This is a genomic window from Pseudomonas flavocrustae (assembly GCF_029872515.1).
Classification (GTDB): Bacteria; Pseudomonadota; Gammaproteobacteria; order Pseudomonadales; family Pseudomonadaceae; genus Chryseomonas; species Chryseomonas aestiva.
In genome coordinates this window covers 108235-124533 of record NZ_JAPDIQ010000006.1, presented here as the reverse complement: position 1 = coordinate 124533, position 16299 = coordinate 108235, and the positions used below count along the sequence as shown (strand labels likewise).

Genomic DNA, 16299 nt, shown 5'->3' with positions numbered 1-16299 from the left:
AATGAGTGATGCTGACCAACGTCCCATAGGTCTTCAGATACGCAAGCCGCGACGGGCTTAGCAGCTAGTGCACTGGGGCAGGCCTGACTCTCCTACTGCGGCCGCTTTCAGATCCCGTCAAATCCCGCGGTACCGGACCTGAAGGGCTTCCACTCTTCCTCCGGTGCACCCAGTTTGCAGATAGCCACGGTAACCTTCTGGCCAATGGCCGGGTCCGACGGTTTGACGGCGAGGTGGCGGTAGGGGGTGTAGTCGGACACCCACATACTGGAGCTCTGGCTCCGGTGGTATTCCAAGATACCGTATCCGTTCGAGGTACTCACCTGGCACTCCAGATTAATCACGCCACTTTTTCGAGCCGAATCACTAGCATGCTGGGAGCCCTCTCAGCCAAAGCGAGCATCATACCCGGCCTGCTTTCAGCAGCTGGCCAAAGAGCCCTACCTGCCTTCCCTCGTACTTCGGCTCCTGCGCCGCCTACCGGCATGAGGATGATCGCGCTCGCTGAAGCTCGGTGTTGGTGAACGAACCTATTGCTTTGGGGAAACATTCTGCTACTTGTGCTTGACCTTCCAAACGCGCGGCAAGCCTTCAGCTGGTGCCGCGCTCAGCACAAAACCAAAGTCACTTCCAAACAAACGTTGGCTTTCGACGAAAAAGCCGAACTCAACCACCGGCGTTAGGTAGTCGCTAAGCGTGCAACAGTGTATGTATTGGTGCATCTATCGCCATCCGTCCTACTTTTGATACAGCGTATCGTCTCGGTCAGTGGCGTTGATCAAATTTTCACTTTTGCTTTGTCAGTGTAAAGCGAAGCGTAAAAACGCTCTACCGCCCGCATTTCAGTTACCTACCGCGCTGCATTCACTATCTTGTCGCACAGTCTCGAATAGCCGGCACTAGCTATCAGAGCGTGACCCCAAGGTGTCATAGGTAACCGGATAAAACGTATGACTAAATACGTATTGCGATAACTGACGACTGCCTGTGCCGGTTCACTCCGTGCCTTGCCTGTTGAAGCTCTCTATCCAGGTAGCTCTTATGTCCATCAGTAATTGGAATTCCCTTAGCAACATAAGCGTCCGCGCTAAACTCAACCTTGGCTTCTCCCTGCTTATCGGCATGATTTTGCTGGTGGCCTATACGGGATGGCAGGCCACCGACACGCTACGGGATCGCAGCGAGCGAATCGGTGACATTTCTGGATTTAGCACTGTCGCGCGAGACATGCGCATCGAGCGTCTGGTGTACCTCCTGAAAGGCGATGATGCGCAGGGTGCCAAGTGGCTAGCTGCGTTGGAAAAAACAGAGAATCAGCTGCAGGCGATTAATCCAAACTTCCATTCGCCGGTTAACAGAGCGCTGCTCAATGAAGCTGATACCACGCTTAAACGTTACCGAGAATTTCTGAAAAATACGGTTGCTGCTACTCGTGATCGTGAGGCGGCACGCAAGGAGGCCTCGACGTCTGCAGAAGTGGCCAATACCCAGTTGATAGCGCTTTCTGAGGCAGCAAACGCTGAAGCGCAGGGCGGTGAGGATCGAGCTAAGGTCACCGCCCTCCTCATCGGTATTCAACAAATGCGCCTTGCCTTTCGCGGCTATGCAGTGCAGCCGACCAAGGACGCCGCGGATGCAGCGCAAACCGCAATTGGCAGCGCGCTTGTCCAGAGCCAAGGCCTTAAGACTGGCGGCCTACCTGGTGCTAACGTCCAAAAACTTATCGACGCGGTCGTTGAATACCAGAATCGGTTAAAGGTTCTGGTTGAACTGCAAGCACGAGTTGATGAAGCCCAAGCGGGTATAACTAGCTCGATTACGGCGATTCTTTCCATCACAGACAACCTGACCAATATCCAAACGGATTTCCAAGCGTCCGACGTCGCCGGCGCGCGTCAGAAACTGATGATATGGCTTGGTATGGCGATTGCTTTGGCCCTGCTCGGAGCCTGGTTGATCACCCGATCCATCGTGGTGCCGTTGAAGGAGACCGTTGCGTTGGCAGAAACCGTCGCCAGCGGCGACTTCACATCCCAGCTGAAGGTGACGCGCAAGGACGAACTGGGTGATTTGCAGAAGAGCATGCAACGTATGACGACCTATCTTCGCGACCTAATAGGTGAGATGAGGGACGGCGTCGTACAAGTCGCTAGCGCTGCTGAGGAGCTTTCTGCGGTGACGGAACAAACCAGCGCCGGTTTGCATTCGCAAAAGAGTGAGACCGACCAAATCGCCACTGCCATGCAGGAAATGACGGCAACCACCCACGAAGTTGCGCGCAACGCTGGTGAGGCAGCCAGATCTGCACAAGACGCCAGCCAGCAGGCCATTCAAGGAGATGGGGCGGTCAATAAAGCAGTCGCACAAATCGAACAGCTTGCGAGCGAAATGGACGCGACTAAAGCAGCCATGACCACGCTGCGAACCAATGCCGAGAGCATCGGCGGTGTTCTTGATGTGATTAAAGCTGTTTCTGACCAGACGAATCTTCTCGCGCTCAACGCTGCTATCGAGGCGGCTCGCGCCGGTGAGGCTGGCCGCGGGTTCGCCGTTGTCGCTGATGAGGTGCGCGGGCTCGCCCAGCGCACGCGTTCCTCGACTGAGGAGATCGCGCAGCTCATCACTGTGTTGAATCAGAGTACCGACCACATGGCCGTTGTGCTTGAGCAGAATATGCAACTGACCGACAGCAGTGTCGGCCTTTCACGGGAAGCCGGTGAGATGCTCAAACGAATCACACAATCGGTAAAAAACATCGAGTCTATGAACGATCAGATTGCCTGTGCAGCGGAGCAGCAGAGCGCTGCAGGCGAAGAGATCAGCCGAAGCGTTACCAACGTCCGCGAGATCTCTGACCAGACCGCGGCGGCGAGCGAGGAAACAGCCTCTTCGAGCATGGAGCTTGCGCGCATAGGCGTGCGGCTTCAGGAGATGACCAGCCGCTTCAAAGTGTAGGTGGTGCACGGCGGGATGGGTCAGCGAGTCGCTAACCCATTCACGTGGCGGGAGAATACTTACTGAAGCAGCACAGGTTTGCAAGGCTGACCAATCATGCATGCCGTTACCACTTCGAGCTACATCATGACCTCCTAGCAGGCCTCTCCTTTCATATAGCCATAGATCGGCGAATAAATTATCTGCGAGCTCAATATGTTCAACGCACATTATAAGAAAACTATCGCTCGAATGGATGCCGAGCTGCACGCGAGCCAGGGCCTGACCCAGGCCCTCGAGCGTTCCATGGCGGTGATCGAGTTCGATCTCGACGGCACCGTCCTGCGCGCCAACGACAACTTCCTCCGCCTGACCGGCTACCGCGCCGACGCCCTGGTCGGCCAGCACCATCGCCGTCTCTGCCCCGCCAGCGTGGTCCAGGGTCGCGACTATAACGATTTCTGGGCGCGCCTGAAGCGTGGCGACTTCGTCTCCGGCACCTTCCAGCGCCTGGACGCCCAGGGCCGTACGCTCTGGCTGGAGGCCAGCTACAACCCGCTGCCCGACAGCAGCGGCAAGATAGCCAAGGTGGTGAAGTACGCCCTCGACATCACCGCCCAGGTCGAGCGCGACAGCGAAGCCCAGAGCAAGCTCAAGGCGCTGGACCGCGCCCTGGCGCGCATCGAGTTCGACCTGGACGGACGCATCCTGGACGCCAACGACAACTTCCTGGCCACCCTGGGCTACAGCCTGAAGGAGATCCAGGGCCAGCAGCATCGACTGTTCTGCGAGTCGGCCCTGGTCAACAGCAGCGAATACGCCGACTTCTGGCGCCGCCTCAACGCCGGCGAGTTCTTTCGCGGCCAGTTCAAGCGCCTGGGCAAGCATGGCCGGGTGATCTGGCTGGAAGCGAGCTACAACCCGGTGTACGACGCCACCGGTCGGCTGTACAAGGTGGTCAAGTACGCCAGCGACATCAGCGAGCGGGTGGAAAAGCACGAAAGCGACGGCCGCAGCGCGTCGCGGGCCTATCACATCTCCGCCGAGACCGAGAAGGTCGCCGAGCACGGCACCCGGGTTATCCAGGCCGCCGCGGGCGAGATGCGCGAGATCGCGCACAACGTCAGCGCCTCCGCCGAGGTGATCGGCCAGCTGGGTCAGCGCTCGGAGCAGATCACCGCCATCGTCAACACCATCCGCGGCATCGCCGACCAGACCAACCTGCTGGCGCTCAACGCCGCCATCGAAGCGGCCCGCGCCGGTGACCAGGGCCGTGGCTTCGCCGTGGTCGCCGACGAGGTTCGTCAGCTGGCGGGGCGCACCAGCAGCGCCACGGCAGAGATTGCCGAGATGATCGGCCGGATTCTCAACGAAACCCAGCAGGCGGTCGCCAGCATGGAGAGTACCCAAGGGCGCGCGCTCAAGGGCGTCGAGCTGGCGGACCAGGCCGGCGCCGTGATCGTGCGAATCCGCGATGGCGCCAGCGACGCCGTGGAAGCCGTGAGCATGTTCGCCAGCAAGCTGGACGAATCCGAGGTGATTCCCAAGGGCGCGCGCAACTGGGTGGGGCATTGATCAAGAAGGTAGTAACGGAGAGAATTAGTACGCTATAAAGGAGCTATTGAAGTGATAGCTTCACCTCTACCCAGTACTTAACGATTCGACGCAGTAACCTTCATGATCGTTAAGTACTGAACTGTTACAATCCTCGGCTCTCACCTCAACAAACCGCTGAACGCAGCTTATTATATACTCGTTAGTTAATTAGCCGTACCTGCCAATAACTAACAGACTTGATTACGTCCTGTGCCTTTCGCTCGATACAGAGACTTATCGGCACGCTGCACACTTTCTTCATAGCTTAGATCTTGAGTATCCATACGGGCGCAACCCAGACTTAGGGTAATAGATAGTTCAGCGACGCCTGTCGAAAATGGACAATTAGCGATAACCTCCCGCAAGCGCTCAGCTGACACCTTCGCTTCCTCTACAGAGGTATCTGGAAGAATAATTAGGAACTCTTCTCCGCCCCAGCGTACTAAATAATCCTCATAACGCAGACTAGAGCCCAGCCGCGCAGCAACCCCCATCAAAATAACGTCACCTATCTCATGTCCCCAAGTGTCATTGACGTTCTTGAAGTGGTCAACGTCAGCCAAAATCACGCTACAGTGCCGACCGCGCAGTTGACGACGGTACATCTGTTCGAGTGTAAACTGGCCGCCCCGTCGATTAGCAACGCCCGTTAGTGGATCAGTTGTCGCTTGCCGCCGTAAATCCCAGGTAGCTCGCTCGCCGCTCATGGCAATATAGCCAAAGTACACCAAAATGCTGCTGGCTTGATCGAATAGGATAGCCGGCAGAGAACTAGTGTCTATTGCAGCGGGCAGTACGCCGGCCAAGATCAATATTCCAGGCACCGCGAGTGCTAAAAAGTACGTAGCAAAGGCGGCAGCAACCAGATAAGGCGTCAGCAGCCTTTGACCGGAGCTTCTGATAATTTCGTAAAGCGCTAGACCTGCCGCAAGCGCAGCAATGGCATAGATCATCGGCAGCAGTAGTCGCGCACTAAAGTCTAGGCTAGCGCCCAGCACATACAGAGCGCTTGGCAGAATGGTGAGAAGGGGGATTAACCATAGGTTTACCGCTCGGCTATAAAATAACCTGAGCCCCGTCCATGATGTGACAAGACTGCCCAACAGTGTACTATAGGAAACAAACGCAATCGGGAGCGGCAGTAAAGAGTGGTCGGCGTACTCTACGGTGATGTACAAACCCACCGTAGATGCAATTAGTGCCGATGTCCAATGACGTAGGTAGCGTGCCTTAGATTGACTAACAAGCAATACCAAGAATATCAGCAAAAAGGCGCCTCTGCTTAGGGCGCTGCTCAGAAATAGCGTCTTTAGGTCGGGAGCGATCGTCAGCAGCATTGAATAATCCAGGAGATTCAGGTATCTAGACGAGCTATCAAAAATAAAATCCGACGCCCATTCCTATTACGAGCGTATTTATTTTGACAGCGGCGTTAAAACCCTCGCCTTTGAAGTCATACTCAGGGCTCAGCAGGTAGCGCGCGCTAGCGTTAACCAGCCACCCAGGAGCAACGGCGATGTCTACTCCCGCAGCAATCAGTGCACTTGTGACTGGCTTGACGTCAAAACGTGGAATGTTTTGCGCAGGCTGAACGCTACGTGTCCACGCATAATTAGCACCTGCTCCCACATAGGGTTTTACCGACGCTGTTGGCCTGAAGTGATACTGCAGTGTTAGCGATAGAGCGCCGCTATCTATACTTCCTACTGAGAAGCCTCCTAAACCAGAGCCGGACACTGCATAACTGCGCTTGACGTGGCCGCCTTGGAACTCGATAGCCCAATGGTCGGTAAAGAAATAACTGATGTCCAATCCCGGCAAAGTCTTGTCCGATGATTTGATTTGTCCCCCAATGACAGGGATCTCAGTTTTTTGAGTAAGAGAGCGGACACTTAAGACTGATCCGCGCACGAGCCAGTCGGCCTGCTTTGGCCCCTTAATAATACCGTCTGAATTAGCTGCCGTTACCGTCCCGGAACTCAGCGCAATAACTACGCCAAATACCGATAAAGAAACGTACGTCCGCGCCCGTCTGCCCATTGCCCATCCTTGTATGGCACCAAAACCCGGCTTCGGCTTCTTCGAGGAACCCAACTTGTGCCATCATTAAGCCACTATAATTGTGAAACGTATCACAAAAAGCTTTCCCGTCACCTACGAAACATTTAGATGGTGCCGGAAAACCGCCGAGCGGTAGCTGCCCTAACGCGCTCACGCTGTAGAGACCGCGAGCGCGTGCCCGCTAAAGAGGAATTTAGCGGCCACAGAAATTCAACCTACTTGCCTAAAAGACAGCGATTGAGGCCGGCTGGGTCGACCAAGCCAGGAATGGCTTAGGGATTGTGGTAGATGGGATTCGGGGCCTCGTCGAACGTATCGGGAATAGCACGCGGAAAAGGAGCTTGGCACCCAGCCCACCACGACTATGGCCCAAAGCATGATCTAGCGGCTCGTCCAGGCCCCCTTTTTTTCAGCCTCCCGAGACGGCTCGTGTAGCGCGGATCATGATGAAATCGATCATCCAGATGTCCAGATCCAGATAGCCATCCTGACGCAGTTTCAGATGCAGACGCGCCAGGATGCGCTCGAAGGTAACGTCGTCGCGCCAGTGCCGGATGCGCTGGTAGACCGTCTTCCAGGGACCATAGCGCTCGGGCAACCCACGCCATTTGGCGCCCGAGCAAAGGATCCGGAAGACGCCATTGAGCATTTGCCTACCATCGCGGTGGGGGCGCCCTATCCTCCAGGGAGGGGAAACGATGTCTTCAATCAAAGCCCATTGCTGATTCGAAAGCTCATAACGCCCAGTTATGCCTGCCCCCACTGCTATCTTAGGGGCAGACTAGCAAATTCGACTTTTCAGGCAAATCCTAGGTTGCCCTCAAGTCTTCTCCAGCGAAACGAGTAGTGCTGAGCACCAAAGCTTGGTCCAGCGTAACGACAGCACCGTCGCCCAGGAATGGGGCCTAAGTTTGCTGGACCCTCATTTAATACGGTATAAGTGGCCAAGAACTCCAACATATCCTACGCCTTGAATCCAATCTAGATGACAAAAACAGAAATGGCAAACTAAGCGCAACTTCGAAGGATATGCTACTAAAAAGATGGATTCTTAGGCTCTCCCTCATTAATGGGTAGAAAGACCGCGGCCGTCTCAGCAACCAAGTCTGCACTTTTTTCCAGTAGCGTTTGTATCGAGCGAATAAGAACATCAAAATCTTCATCGCTGCACTCTATTTGCCTCAACGCGTCATACTGCTCTAGGAGCTTTTTGTGAAGCTCAATTAGATAAGCACGCGTCTCAAGCTCTTTTTCGTTTAACATAGCAGGACCCCGATCGACTGATAAGCGAGCAATAAAACTAAGCAAAAGTTATTTAATTATAAAAATGTGATTGATCAATTGAACACCATAATCAGTCATATAAACTGGATCAAAATTTGAAAAATCTTATAGTCAGAAAGTTAAATCCTCCCAAAGCAAATTTATTATCTATAGCGATTTACTTCATGGAATAACATTAAACACCAATACCACTGATTACGTATGGAATGCACAAGCACAGCCAAGACCCCGCTTTTCACTGTCATAAAAAATTAATACTTGCTATGCATCGTTCCCCCCATCCTTGAGCATTTATACAAAAAGCAATAGCACAAATGTCCTATACTGCTTCTGATGGCACGATGATCTCATAGCTTCTAACGTAGCTGAGATAGACTTATGCCACGATGACAAATTATAGGGCAGACTATTTCTTCCTTATTTTAATTTAAATGCGTTCAATTTTCTGCCCTAGCTGCGCTCACTAAAAAAACTTCTAATATCCGCTATATAAGCTGCGCGCCTTGAAGAGCATACCAATATGCTTATCTCCTTCGAACAAGAAAAATATTTATCGCCTTTTCGACTTGATACGCTGATAAAAACTTTGTCCTCAGTAAGACGAGGAATGACTAAGCAGACTAGTGGGCTCAACCCCCTAACTAATGCATCGACAAGATAGTCAATTTCTATTTCATGATGATTCAATTTGTGTGCATCCTCGAACATCGAGTGAAGAAGAAAACGCTAATGCCCTCTTGTCCGGAGTGGTCTAAACAACCTTCCTCAACTAGGAGTCGTATCAACGCTACCAAATATGCAGGCAGCGGTACGCATTGAGCGCACAAAGGCGATGAAAGATTTCGTTTTTTTAAAGGCGCTTTTCGCTTTATAGACTCGTGACTAAAAGCCCATTCGAAGCTTGCCATCTACCGCCTATGTCCAACTTCGCCGCCAAAGGCAATCCCAGAGTAAATTTTCGAGCTGACACCAATGCTAGAAGGCAGGTATTGTTGAGATGAATCCAAGTGTTTCGGCGGTTACAATAAATAACGAAGAAGAACTACAAGCCTACTACGATCAATGCGGACTGGCTCCTGATATTATTCTGCCTAAAGCAGTACCAATTGATTACAGAAAGACTACTTATCTTATTAACGACTTATTTTTATGTTCAACACAGAGCTCAAGCGGATGGGGATTTCGAAAACAGCAGGAAACAAACGTCTATTTCCTATCGTTTACAACCGAAGGGATGTCTGAATGGCAGATGCGAAACGCTGAAGCAGTGCAATGCGTTCGGCAGCTCTGCGTCGTCGATAGCAGCCGTTTGATTACTGGTCAATTTCAAGCCGGGACGACGACTGAGACCATTATGCTCTCTAGTGATCTGCTGCACGGCGAGATGGGCGTATTACAAGGCTTTCCCTGCCAAGATCGCTTGGACTTTTCACCAATGATAATTTTGGGATCTGAAGCTTGGTATGGGATCGCCAGCGTAGCTCAAGCTTTACGGGCCAACATCGGGAAACCCGCGTTTACATCGCCGATCGCCGTAGCCCATTTGCGACAAGCATTACTTAGCACCATTCTTGAAAGAGTACCGCATAATTATACGGAGTCGTTACGAGGCAAAAGGCTTGAGGTCCTTCCTGGAGCTTTAAGGCGGGCGTTAGATTTCATGCTGGCAAAGGCGGATACCCCCATAGGACTGACCGAGGTCGCGCTAGCAGCCGGTACAAGTGGTCGGAACCTTCAGCTTCTTTTCAAAGCCTATCGGGGTATGACGCCACTAGCAGTACTTCGGGATATTCGGCTACAACGCTGTCGTGAGGCTTTTCTGAACGCTGATGAATGTGATTCAGTTACAGAGATAGCCTTGCGATGGGGGTTCACTAATCGCTATTTGTTCACGCGTTATTACGGAACTAGATTTGGTGAAACGCCAAAAGAAACGCTACTTAGAAAACGTAAACTCTAAACCACACGGATGGAAGTGACATGGGCATTGATGCGCTGGACGTCAGCAGCACCGATACCGGCCTGGCATAGGGCCTGCTCCATGTCGCGGCGAGCGCCGCGGCCATCTTCAGGACCAGTTGTGAGGTGACAGGTATCGGCGCTGGTGCCGTCGCCTATAGGCCCCGCCAGCGGGTGCGCGCCGGGCGCAAAGGCATGCTCAAACGTCTCTATTACCAGCAGCCCGTCCCCCTCGCCCATGACGAAGGCTTCGTGATCGCTGTCGAAAGGGCGGGATACCTCCTGCGAGCGGTCATTGAATCCGGTAGACAAAGCCCGAGCGACGACTGAGCTGCGTAGGCTAACGCGGTTGATAGCAGCCTAGGCCCCGCCGTAGAGCACGATGAGCGCCTCACCACTATGGATTAATCGCCCAGCATCACTGATAGCTTGCACACTGGCCGCGCAGGCAGTGATAGGTGCCCCCAGCGGACCATGGAAGCCATACTGGATCAATACGTTGCCCGCCGCGATGTTGGCTAAAAAAGACGGTGCTGTAAAAGGCGAGAGGCGACGTGGGCTTTTGTCGTCGGTGGTCCGCACTGCCTCTGCAATGGCACCAAAGCAACCTACCCCGGAAGCGATGATGGTTCCAGTCCTTTTACGCTCCACTTCTTCTACTGAGTGCCAACAGGCTTTAAAACAAAAGTAGGCTTCTAACTTCGCAACTCGATGTCGCTTGCCCAATAGATATCGCGACGGCTACTCAACTAGAAGGCTAATTTCTATGCTTAGCGTTCCATTTCGCTATATCGGCGTCATGTTGGGCAAGCTTCGCATCTCTATGCGCTTCCCCATCCCTAACAGCTGCAGCGTGCGCGTCAGCAGTAGCTGCTCGATAGCTGCCATCTAGCTTTGCTACGTCTGCGGAATGTTTATCCCGCGCAGCTTCAATACGGCGAACATCGGCACTATGCTCTGCAGAGCGTGCCGATGTCTCATAAGGGCCGGATGACTGCGCGTTTGCCTGACTCGAAAAAAGCATGACACCGCCAAAAAATAGACCCAATGAAACAGTGAACAATGATTTCATCTCGATCACCTATACTCTTCGGAAAACTCAGCCACTTGAATGCAGTCATGATCAATAATAGCCAAGGGCCCAACCTCGTCAATAAGAAAAACGTGTCTCCTGTCAAATTTCTTACGCTGTATTGATTTGGTCGGAAATCCCGTAAAAAGTAAGGATTGTTAATATATCCATAAGGTTTTCGTAGTAGGGCCACCCATTTAGTGATTTTCCCGCTTGCTTGGGAGATCCACGCCTATAGCTGACTTATAGTGATCTAACACTTAAATAAGGTAAGCGATAGCCAACTAACAACCTCCAAAGAAAGCGAAACAACAACTACAAAAACGAAATTTCCGTAAAAAAAGATAAGATATCAGCTGACTATTTTTAGTCTCAGATGCTAACTTCTCCCCAACGACCTCATCTCACGCCCTAATCGTTTGACTTAACGATCCGGCCTTTTGGTGAAAAATGCTTTGGGGCAAACAAAACCTACATTTCTTTAAATAAAGTGCTCGGAGTAAGCATCCTATGAACGGTGATAACAGATAATGCACTTGCCACCGAATCACATACATACACCTTTGATCTTATTAAAAAGCGTTTAGCTCATAAAGAAACGTACTATTTACAACTGAATTCCTGGTGTTTTATATATCGGCAACAATTTAAACCGTTGCTCTGTCGAAAGCGCGTTCACCCCGCCACTCACCTTCCTATCATAAGAAATTTTTTAGTTGAAAATTTACGGATTTTTCATGGAGGAACAGCGATGTTCAATGCGAATTACAAAAAAAAGATCATCCAGCTTGAAACTGAGCTGAGCGCCAACCAAAGTCTAAGCCGTGCACTTGAACGTTCAATGGCCATTATCGAGTTTGATGTTAGCGGAACAATCCTAAGAGCAAACAGCAATTATCTTGATCTTTCTGGCTACCGTGCTGAAGTTCTAGTAGGCCAGCATCACCGCCGCTTGTGCCCAAATACCGTAATACAAAATCGAGACTACTCGGAATTCTGGGCCCGTTTAAGCCGCGGAGAGTTCCTGTCCGGAACATTCCAGAGACTAGATGCGCAAGGCCACACTCTGTGGCTGGAAGCCAGCTACAATCCAATTTCTGACGTTAATGGTAAGATCGTCAAGGTTATAAAATATGCACTCGACGTTACCCGCCGAGTTGAATTTTATAACGAAGCCCAAAGCAAACTCGAGGCACTAGATCAAGCCCTCGCGCGTATCGAATTCGATCTCGAAGGGCGTATTCTTACCGCAAACGAAAATTTCCTGGCGACAGTGGGATACAGCCTTGGCGAGATCCAAGGCCAGCATCACAGACTATTCTGCGATCCTCGGCTTATCAATAGCGAAGAATACGTGGACTTTTGGCGCCGTCTTAACGCCGGAGAACTCTTTCGCGGTCAGTTCAAGCGCTTAGGCAAGCACAGCCGAACTGTCTGGCTTGAGGCCAGCTACAACCCGGTATATGACGTTACGGGACGACTCTACAAAATAGTTAAGTACGCCAGCGACATTACTGAGCGGGTCGAGAAAAATGTGAGTGATGGACGTAGCGCATCTCGAGCTTACCATATTTCGGCAGAGACCGAAAAAGTTGCAGAACTTGGGACTCAGATTATACAAGCAGCGGCCAGCGAGATGCGCGAGATCGCGGAAAATGTCAGTCGTTCGGCAACTGAAATTGCCCAACTAGGCGTGCGCTCAGAACAGATAACCGCCATTGTTAAAACCATCCGTGGAATCGCAGATCAGACAAACCTACTTGCGCTTAACGCGGCCATCGAGGCTGCCCGTGCTGGCGATCAAGGCCGCGGCTTCGCAGTGGTAGCAGATGAAGTTCGTCAATTAGCAGGGCGAACCAGCAGCGCAACGACGGAAATTGCCGAGATGATCAGCAAGATTCTTAGCGAAACACGACAGGCGATCATTAGCATGGAAAGTACCCAGGGCCGCGCCCTGAAGGGCGTAGAGCTGGCGGACCAAGCAGGTGCGGTGATCGTGCAGATTCGTGATGGGGCCAGTGATGCGTTGGACGCCGTGAGCATGTTCGCAAACAAAATTGATGAGTCTGATATTATTCACAACGCCACCCTCAGTCGGGCGGATCGCTAGTCTAAGACAGCAGACTTGCTGGTCTAACTCTCCATGGAGCTTAACTCGCAAATGGAAGATGCTATCGACATATTGATAACCGCATTTCCCGGGTATTCCTGCATTGCGGTGCCACGTCGATCAATAGGCTCGCTCGACTTCATCCTAGCAAGCTATTCTGCCGAGCTACAAATTAAAAGGTCCATATCCTTTTGCGATCTTAAATGCACAAGAGCGTTAGCTCGCTTCATTAAGGATATAAATTCCGAACTTTCTATGCAGTTGATGGCCCATGCATAGCAACCTACTTTCCCGCAGCGTCGGCCGGCTACCCTTGCGTTGCGGGCCATCGAGTACGAATGCGTTAGCGCTTATCGGGTAGCGATCTACCAGCACGAGCCGGTAGATACCAACCGCGTAGCGAACCAGCGCTCTACTGACGTTTTATACAGTGACCTCATGCGGTCTCGTGCTGATGAGCCGAGACTAGGCATTTTTCGCGTTAAGGATCGTTCCTATCTCTTATCAACCATTCGGCCATGGCGCCGTCTTCAAGCGCGTACTCGCCGCGGTTAGCTTTCCAGATCAGCTCTCGCTCGCGCAGCACTTCGAGAGCCTTCTGCACATTGGGCTTTGTGGCGTTCGACGCCTCCTGCGCCTGCTCCAGCCTACGGTTGATCGCCTCGAGCGTATCTGACGCGAACGGTGCGAAGGGCTGCTTGCGCAAGGCCCGCTTGGCGATCTCCTCCAAAACCGCACGCTGTAGCGCTGAAAGATCGTTGCAAGTGCTTTCGTAGTCGCTCCAGACGCCCTGCTGATGGTTCAGCGCGCCTTCACGCAGCAGCTCGCCCAGATTGCCGGCCTCGCCCAGGATCACACGCGTATCGGAGAGGAGCGCTGTTAGCATCTCTGGCCGGCGGCCGACTAGCTCGAAGGCATACTCCACGTCCTCGATAGCGAACTGGTTGTGCGCGGCGAGGCTGCCATTCCACAGTTCTGTAACGAACTCGACGTAGTCAAGGCCAAGACGGGGGAATTCGGAGACCCGAGCGCCGTAGAAGGGCTGGCCATTTTTGAGCACCAGGTTGGCCAACTTGTCACGGCTGGAACCGGTAAAGACCATCCGGACGCCGTCCTCCTCGTTTCCGCTGTTGAGCTGGTCGCGGGCGGCCTTGAGGGCGAACATGGCTGCCACGCCTGCCTCGCTATTGAGCGCATGCTGAGCTTCGTCAATGATCAGCACGATCAGGCGGCCTGACACGGTGCGTAGCACGTCCATCGCTTTAGCCAGGGTGGTACCGGCCGGCAGCTGCGGCCGGGTGAAATCCCAGCTCAAGGTGCGCAGGAGCTTGAGCTTTTCGATGCCGGCTTTCTTGGCTACCCTGCTGAGGCCCGACTCGTATTCAGCCAAGGCCTCGCCGATGGCGCCCGCGATCAGGTCGGCAGGATCGGTCTGCTTGTCTGCCCACAGGTCGACATAGACAGCGAGCCAGCCACGGGCTTCGCATGCGGGGATGAGGTCGTTCTTTAGGAAGGTGCTTTTGCCGGTGCGGCGCGGCGCTGCTAGGAAGAGCCCTGAGCTATGATCGTGGAAGGTCTCGCCTGCCAGCTCTCGAACCAGGGACTCCGCCAGAGCGGTGCGTTTGAAGAGTGGACGTCTCGCGGCCATGGTTGGTATCCCCAAAGTATCTGCCTTCCGATACAGTATACCCAATGAGATACTTTAGCCATACCGGCTGGCGCTCGTCGCATCCTTGAGAGACCGCGACATTAGCGCAACGCCTTCTCACCCTGGCTCCGCGCCTGAGAGACTTACTGGCTGGAAGCGGTCACGTACTCGCCTAGCCACTGCCATTCACGTGGCACTCCTGCCTCCCGGTAGGTGGCCGCGAGTTGAAATGGTGTGCAGGGGGAGTCGTACGCTGGCGCAGCTATCCGGTGCTCCAAGGTGCCCAGTAGCTCGGAAAACTCCTCGGCGCCAGTGCCATCGAAGTCCTCAGGTCGTAAGACGTTGCAGTCGACCGATATTGGGTTCAGGTATTGCGACAGGAACAGCGAAATGCGCCATCCAGGGGCGCGCAGGACAGGGACTCACCGTCGACGTTTGCGATCGTACTAGCTGGCAAGGCTGCCAGGATTGGCGCTACCCGGTTCCAAACCACGAGAAGCTGCTGGAAGGCTGGGTCTTCGGGTCTGGAGTAATAGCGGTGGACGCATAGCCGTAGCGGCAGTGCCGGGGTCGAGGAGGTGTTGGTGGCCTGCATGGGGAAGCTCCGTCAGCGTCAATGAGTGATGCTGACCAACGTCCCATAGGTCTTCAGATACGCAAGCCGCGTAGGGGCCCGGGCAGCTGCTGGCTTCAGATCCCGTCGTATCCCGCGGTCCCGGACCTGAGGGGCTTCCACTCTTCTTCCGGTGCGCCAAGCTTGCAGATAGCCACGGTTACCTTCTGGCCAATGGCCGGGTCCGGCGGTTTGACGGCGAGGTGGCGGTAGGGGGTGTAGTCGGGTACCCACATGCTGGAGCTCTGGCTCCAGTGGTATTCCCAGATACCGTACCCATTGACGGTACTCACCGAGCGTTCGAGGTTGATGACTCGACCACTTTCAAGATGGATCACCAGCATTACGCATGCCTCACGAGTTGGGGCGCGAAGATACCTCGCGGTACCTGGGTGGCTGGCATCAGATCGTCAGGTCATGCGGCGAACGACTACAGATTACGGCTTGCCGGGCATCGGAGTACCGCGCCGCCCGGCCTTAACCGATGTCAGCCAGCCGGGAAGAGTGGCAGACGACTACAGATTCCGGCCAGAAGGACAGGCGTAGGAAATGAACTTGCCGCCCACCCATTCCTTGCCCATCTCGCCCGGTACCAGCGGGATGCCCAGCGTCTCGAAAACCGGCCGAGCTCCGACGCATTCCTGGACGTACAGGACGGTGTACGCATAGCCCTTGGCATCCGCGATTTCAGCCAGCTCATTGATGGGCACGAAGTGGTCAGACTGGAACGAGTAGTCGAGGCAGGACCAGCCAAGGCCATTGATGACTCGCGGCCGGGTGTCCGGGGCGGCAAAGCGCTTGAAGGCAGTGGTCAAGGTGTCGTCCCGGGCGACACTGTCCTTGAAGTCGAGGTAGCACAGGAGCGAACAATTCCCGTACCAGTGCGCCTTGATCTGGAAGCCTCGGCGCCAGTTGACCCAGCCTATCCGGCTGGTGATCTGCGGGCTCCACTTCGGAAGTTGTTCCACCGCGGCTTTGAGCTGTTCAACCGGTACCATGTTCGGATCTCCATCAGGTGATGG

The 16299-nt window shown here is 53.7% G+C and carries 10 protein-coding genes and 4 pseudogenes; 6 read left to right on the top strand and 8 right to left on the bottom strand.

All coding sequences use genetic code 11. The features are described 5' to 3' along the window. Positions 1 to 1041 precede the first annotated feature (1041 nt). The 3 genes and pseudogenes from OMP44_RS14650 (at position 1042) to OMP44_RS25035 (ending at position 4509) form a co-directional block, all read left to right on the top strand. Positions 1042 to 2955 carry a HAMP domain-containing methyl-accepting chemotaxis protein gene (locus tag OMP44_RS14650; protein WP_280309209.1) on the top strand — a complete coding sequence of 638 codons (1914 nt, stop codon included), beginning with the start codon at positions 1042 to 1044 and terminating at the stop codon, positions 2953 to 2955. 195 nt (positions 2956 to 3150) lie between these two features. Next, positions 3151 to 3921, top strand: a pseudogene (locus OMP44_RS25040) (PAS domain-containing protein); the annotation flags it as partial. Next, positions 3922 to 4509 carry a methyl-accepting chemotaxis protein gene (locus OMP44_RS25035; RefSeq protein ID WP_431312657.1) on the top strand — a complete coding sequence of 196 codons (588 nt, stop codon included), beginning with the start codon at positions 3922 to 3924 and terminating at the stop codon, positions 4507 to 4509. It begins immediately after the preceding pseudogene. Positions 4510 to 4718: 209 nt separating this feature from the next. On the opposite strand, the gene OMP44_RS14640 is transcribed toward OMP44_RS25035, so the two are convergent. The 3 genes and pseudogenes from OMP44_RS14640 to OMP44_RS14630 form a co-directional block, all read right to left on the bottom strand. Continuing rightward, entirely contained in the window at positions 4719 to 5867 is a 1149-nt protein-coding gene (locus OMP44_RS14640; protein ID WP_280309205.1) for a GGDEF domain-containing protein, read from the bottom strand. Positions 5868 to 5904: 37 nt separating this feature from the next. Beyond that, complete coding sequence (locus OMP44_RS14635) at positions 5905 to 6570, bottom strand: OmpW/AlkL family protein (protein WP_280309203.1); 666 nt, start codon at positions 6568 to 6570, stop codon at positions 5905 to 5907. A 358-nt stretch (positions 6571 to 6928) separates the two neighbouring features. Further along, positions 6929 to 7342: pseudogene (locus OMP44_RS14630) on the bottom strand (transposase); the annotation flags it as partial. A 1530-nt stretch (positions 7343 to 8872) separates the two neighbouring features. Here OMP44_RS14630 and OMP44_RS14625 point away from each other — a divergent pair. Continuing rightward, positions 8873 to 9835, top strand: a complete 963-nt coding sequence (locus OMP44_RS14625) for a helix-turn-helix transcriptional regulator (RefSeq protein WP_280309200.1) — start codon at positions 8873 to 8875, stop codon at positions 9833 to 9835. Positions 9836 to 9837: 2 nt separating this feature from the next. Here the strand turns inward: OMP44_RS14625 and OMP44_RS14620 are convergent. Then, positions 9838 to 10512: pseudogene (locus OMP44_RS14620) on the bottom strand (beta-ketoacyl synthase N-terminal-like domain-containing protein); the annotation flags it as partial. 79 nt (positions 10513 to 10591) lie between these two features. Continuing rightward, a complete protein-coding gene (locus OMP44_RS14615) occupies positions 10592 to 10915 on the bottom strand; it encodes a hypothetical protein (RefSeq protein ID WP_280309199.1) in 324 nt (107 codons plus the stop codon). A gap of 742 nt (positions 10916 to 11657) precedes the next feature. On the opposite strand from OMP44_RS14615, the pseudogene OMP44_RS25030 reads away from it, so the two are divergent. Together OMP44_RS25030 and OMP44_RS25025 are read left to right on the top strand one after the other, a co-directional pair. Next, positions 11658 to 12422 (top strand): annotated as a pseudogene (locus OMP44_RS25030) (PAS domain-containing protein); the annotation flags it as partial. 18 nt (positions 12423 to 12440) lie between these two features. Further along, positions 12441 to 13016, top strand: coding sequence for a methyl-accepting chemotaxis protein (locus tag OMP44_RS25025; protein WP_431312656.1), 576 nt, complete (start codon positions 12441 to 12443; stop codon positions 13014 to 13016). Between the two features lie 481 nt (positions 13017 to 13497). Here OMP44_RS25025 and OMP44_RS14605 read toward each other — a convergent pair whose 3' ends face one another. The 3 genes from OMP44_RS14605 to OMP44_RS14595 form a co-directional block, all read right to left on the bottom strand. Then, positions 13498 to 14664 carry an ATP-binding protein gene (locus OMP44_RS14605; RefSeq protein ID WP_280309195.1) on the bottom strand — a complete coding sequence of 389 codons (1167 nt, stop codon included), beginning with the start codon at positions 14662 to 14664 and terminating at the stop codon, positions 13498 to 13500. Positions 14665 to 15354: 690 nt separating this feature from the next. Further along, positions 15355 to 15621, bottom strand: a complete 267-nt coding sequence (locus OMP44_RS14600) for a hypothetical protein (protein WP_280309194.1) — start codon at positions 15619 to 15621, stop codon at positions 15355 to 15357. Between the two features lie 171 nt (positions 15622 to 15792). Then, entirely contained in the window at positions 15793 to 16275 is a 483-nt protein-coding gene (locus OMP44_RS14595; protein WP_280309192.1) for a hypothetical protein, read from the bottom strand. Positions 16276 to 16299: the final 24 nt, after the last annotated feature.

Excerpts from the sequence above, each read along its gene's own strand:
- OMP44_RS14650 (WP_280309209.1), top strand. The coding sequence starts at position 1,042 with ATGTCCATCAGTAATTGGAATTCCCTTAGCAACATAAGCGTCCGCGCT.
- OMP44_RS14640 (WP_280309205.1), bottom strand. The coding sequence starts at position 5,867 with ATGCTGCTGACGATCGCTCCCGACCTAAAGACGCTATTTCTGAGCAGC.
- OMP44_RS14635 (WP_280309203.1), bottom strand. The coding sequence starts at position 6,570 with ATGGGCAGACGGGCGCGGACGTACGTTTCTTTATCGGTATTTGGCGTA.
- OMP44_RS14625 (WP_280309200.1), top strand. The coding sequence starts at position 8,873 with ATGAATCCAAGTGTTTCGGCGGTTACAATAAATAACGAAGAAGAACTA.
- OMP44_RS14605 (WP_280309195.1), bottom strand. The coding sequence starts at position 14,664 with ATGGCCGCGAGACGTCCACTCTTCAAACGCACCGCTCTGGCGGAGTCC.
- OMP44_RS14600 (WP_280309194.1), bottom strand. The coding sequence starts at position 15,621 with ATGCTGGTGATCCATCTTGAAAGTGGTCGAGTCATCAACCTCGAACGC.
- OMP44_RS14595 (WP_280309192.1), bottom strand. The coding sequence starts at position 16,275 with ATGGTACCGGTTGAACAGCTCAAAGCCGCGGTGGAACAACTTCCGAAG.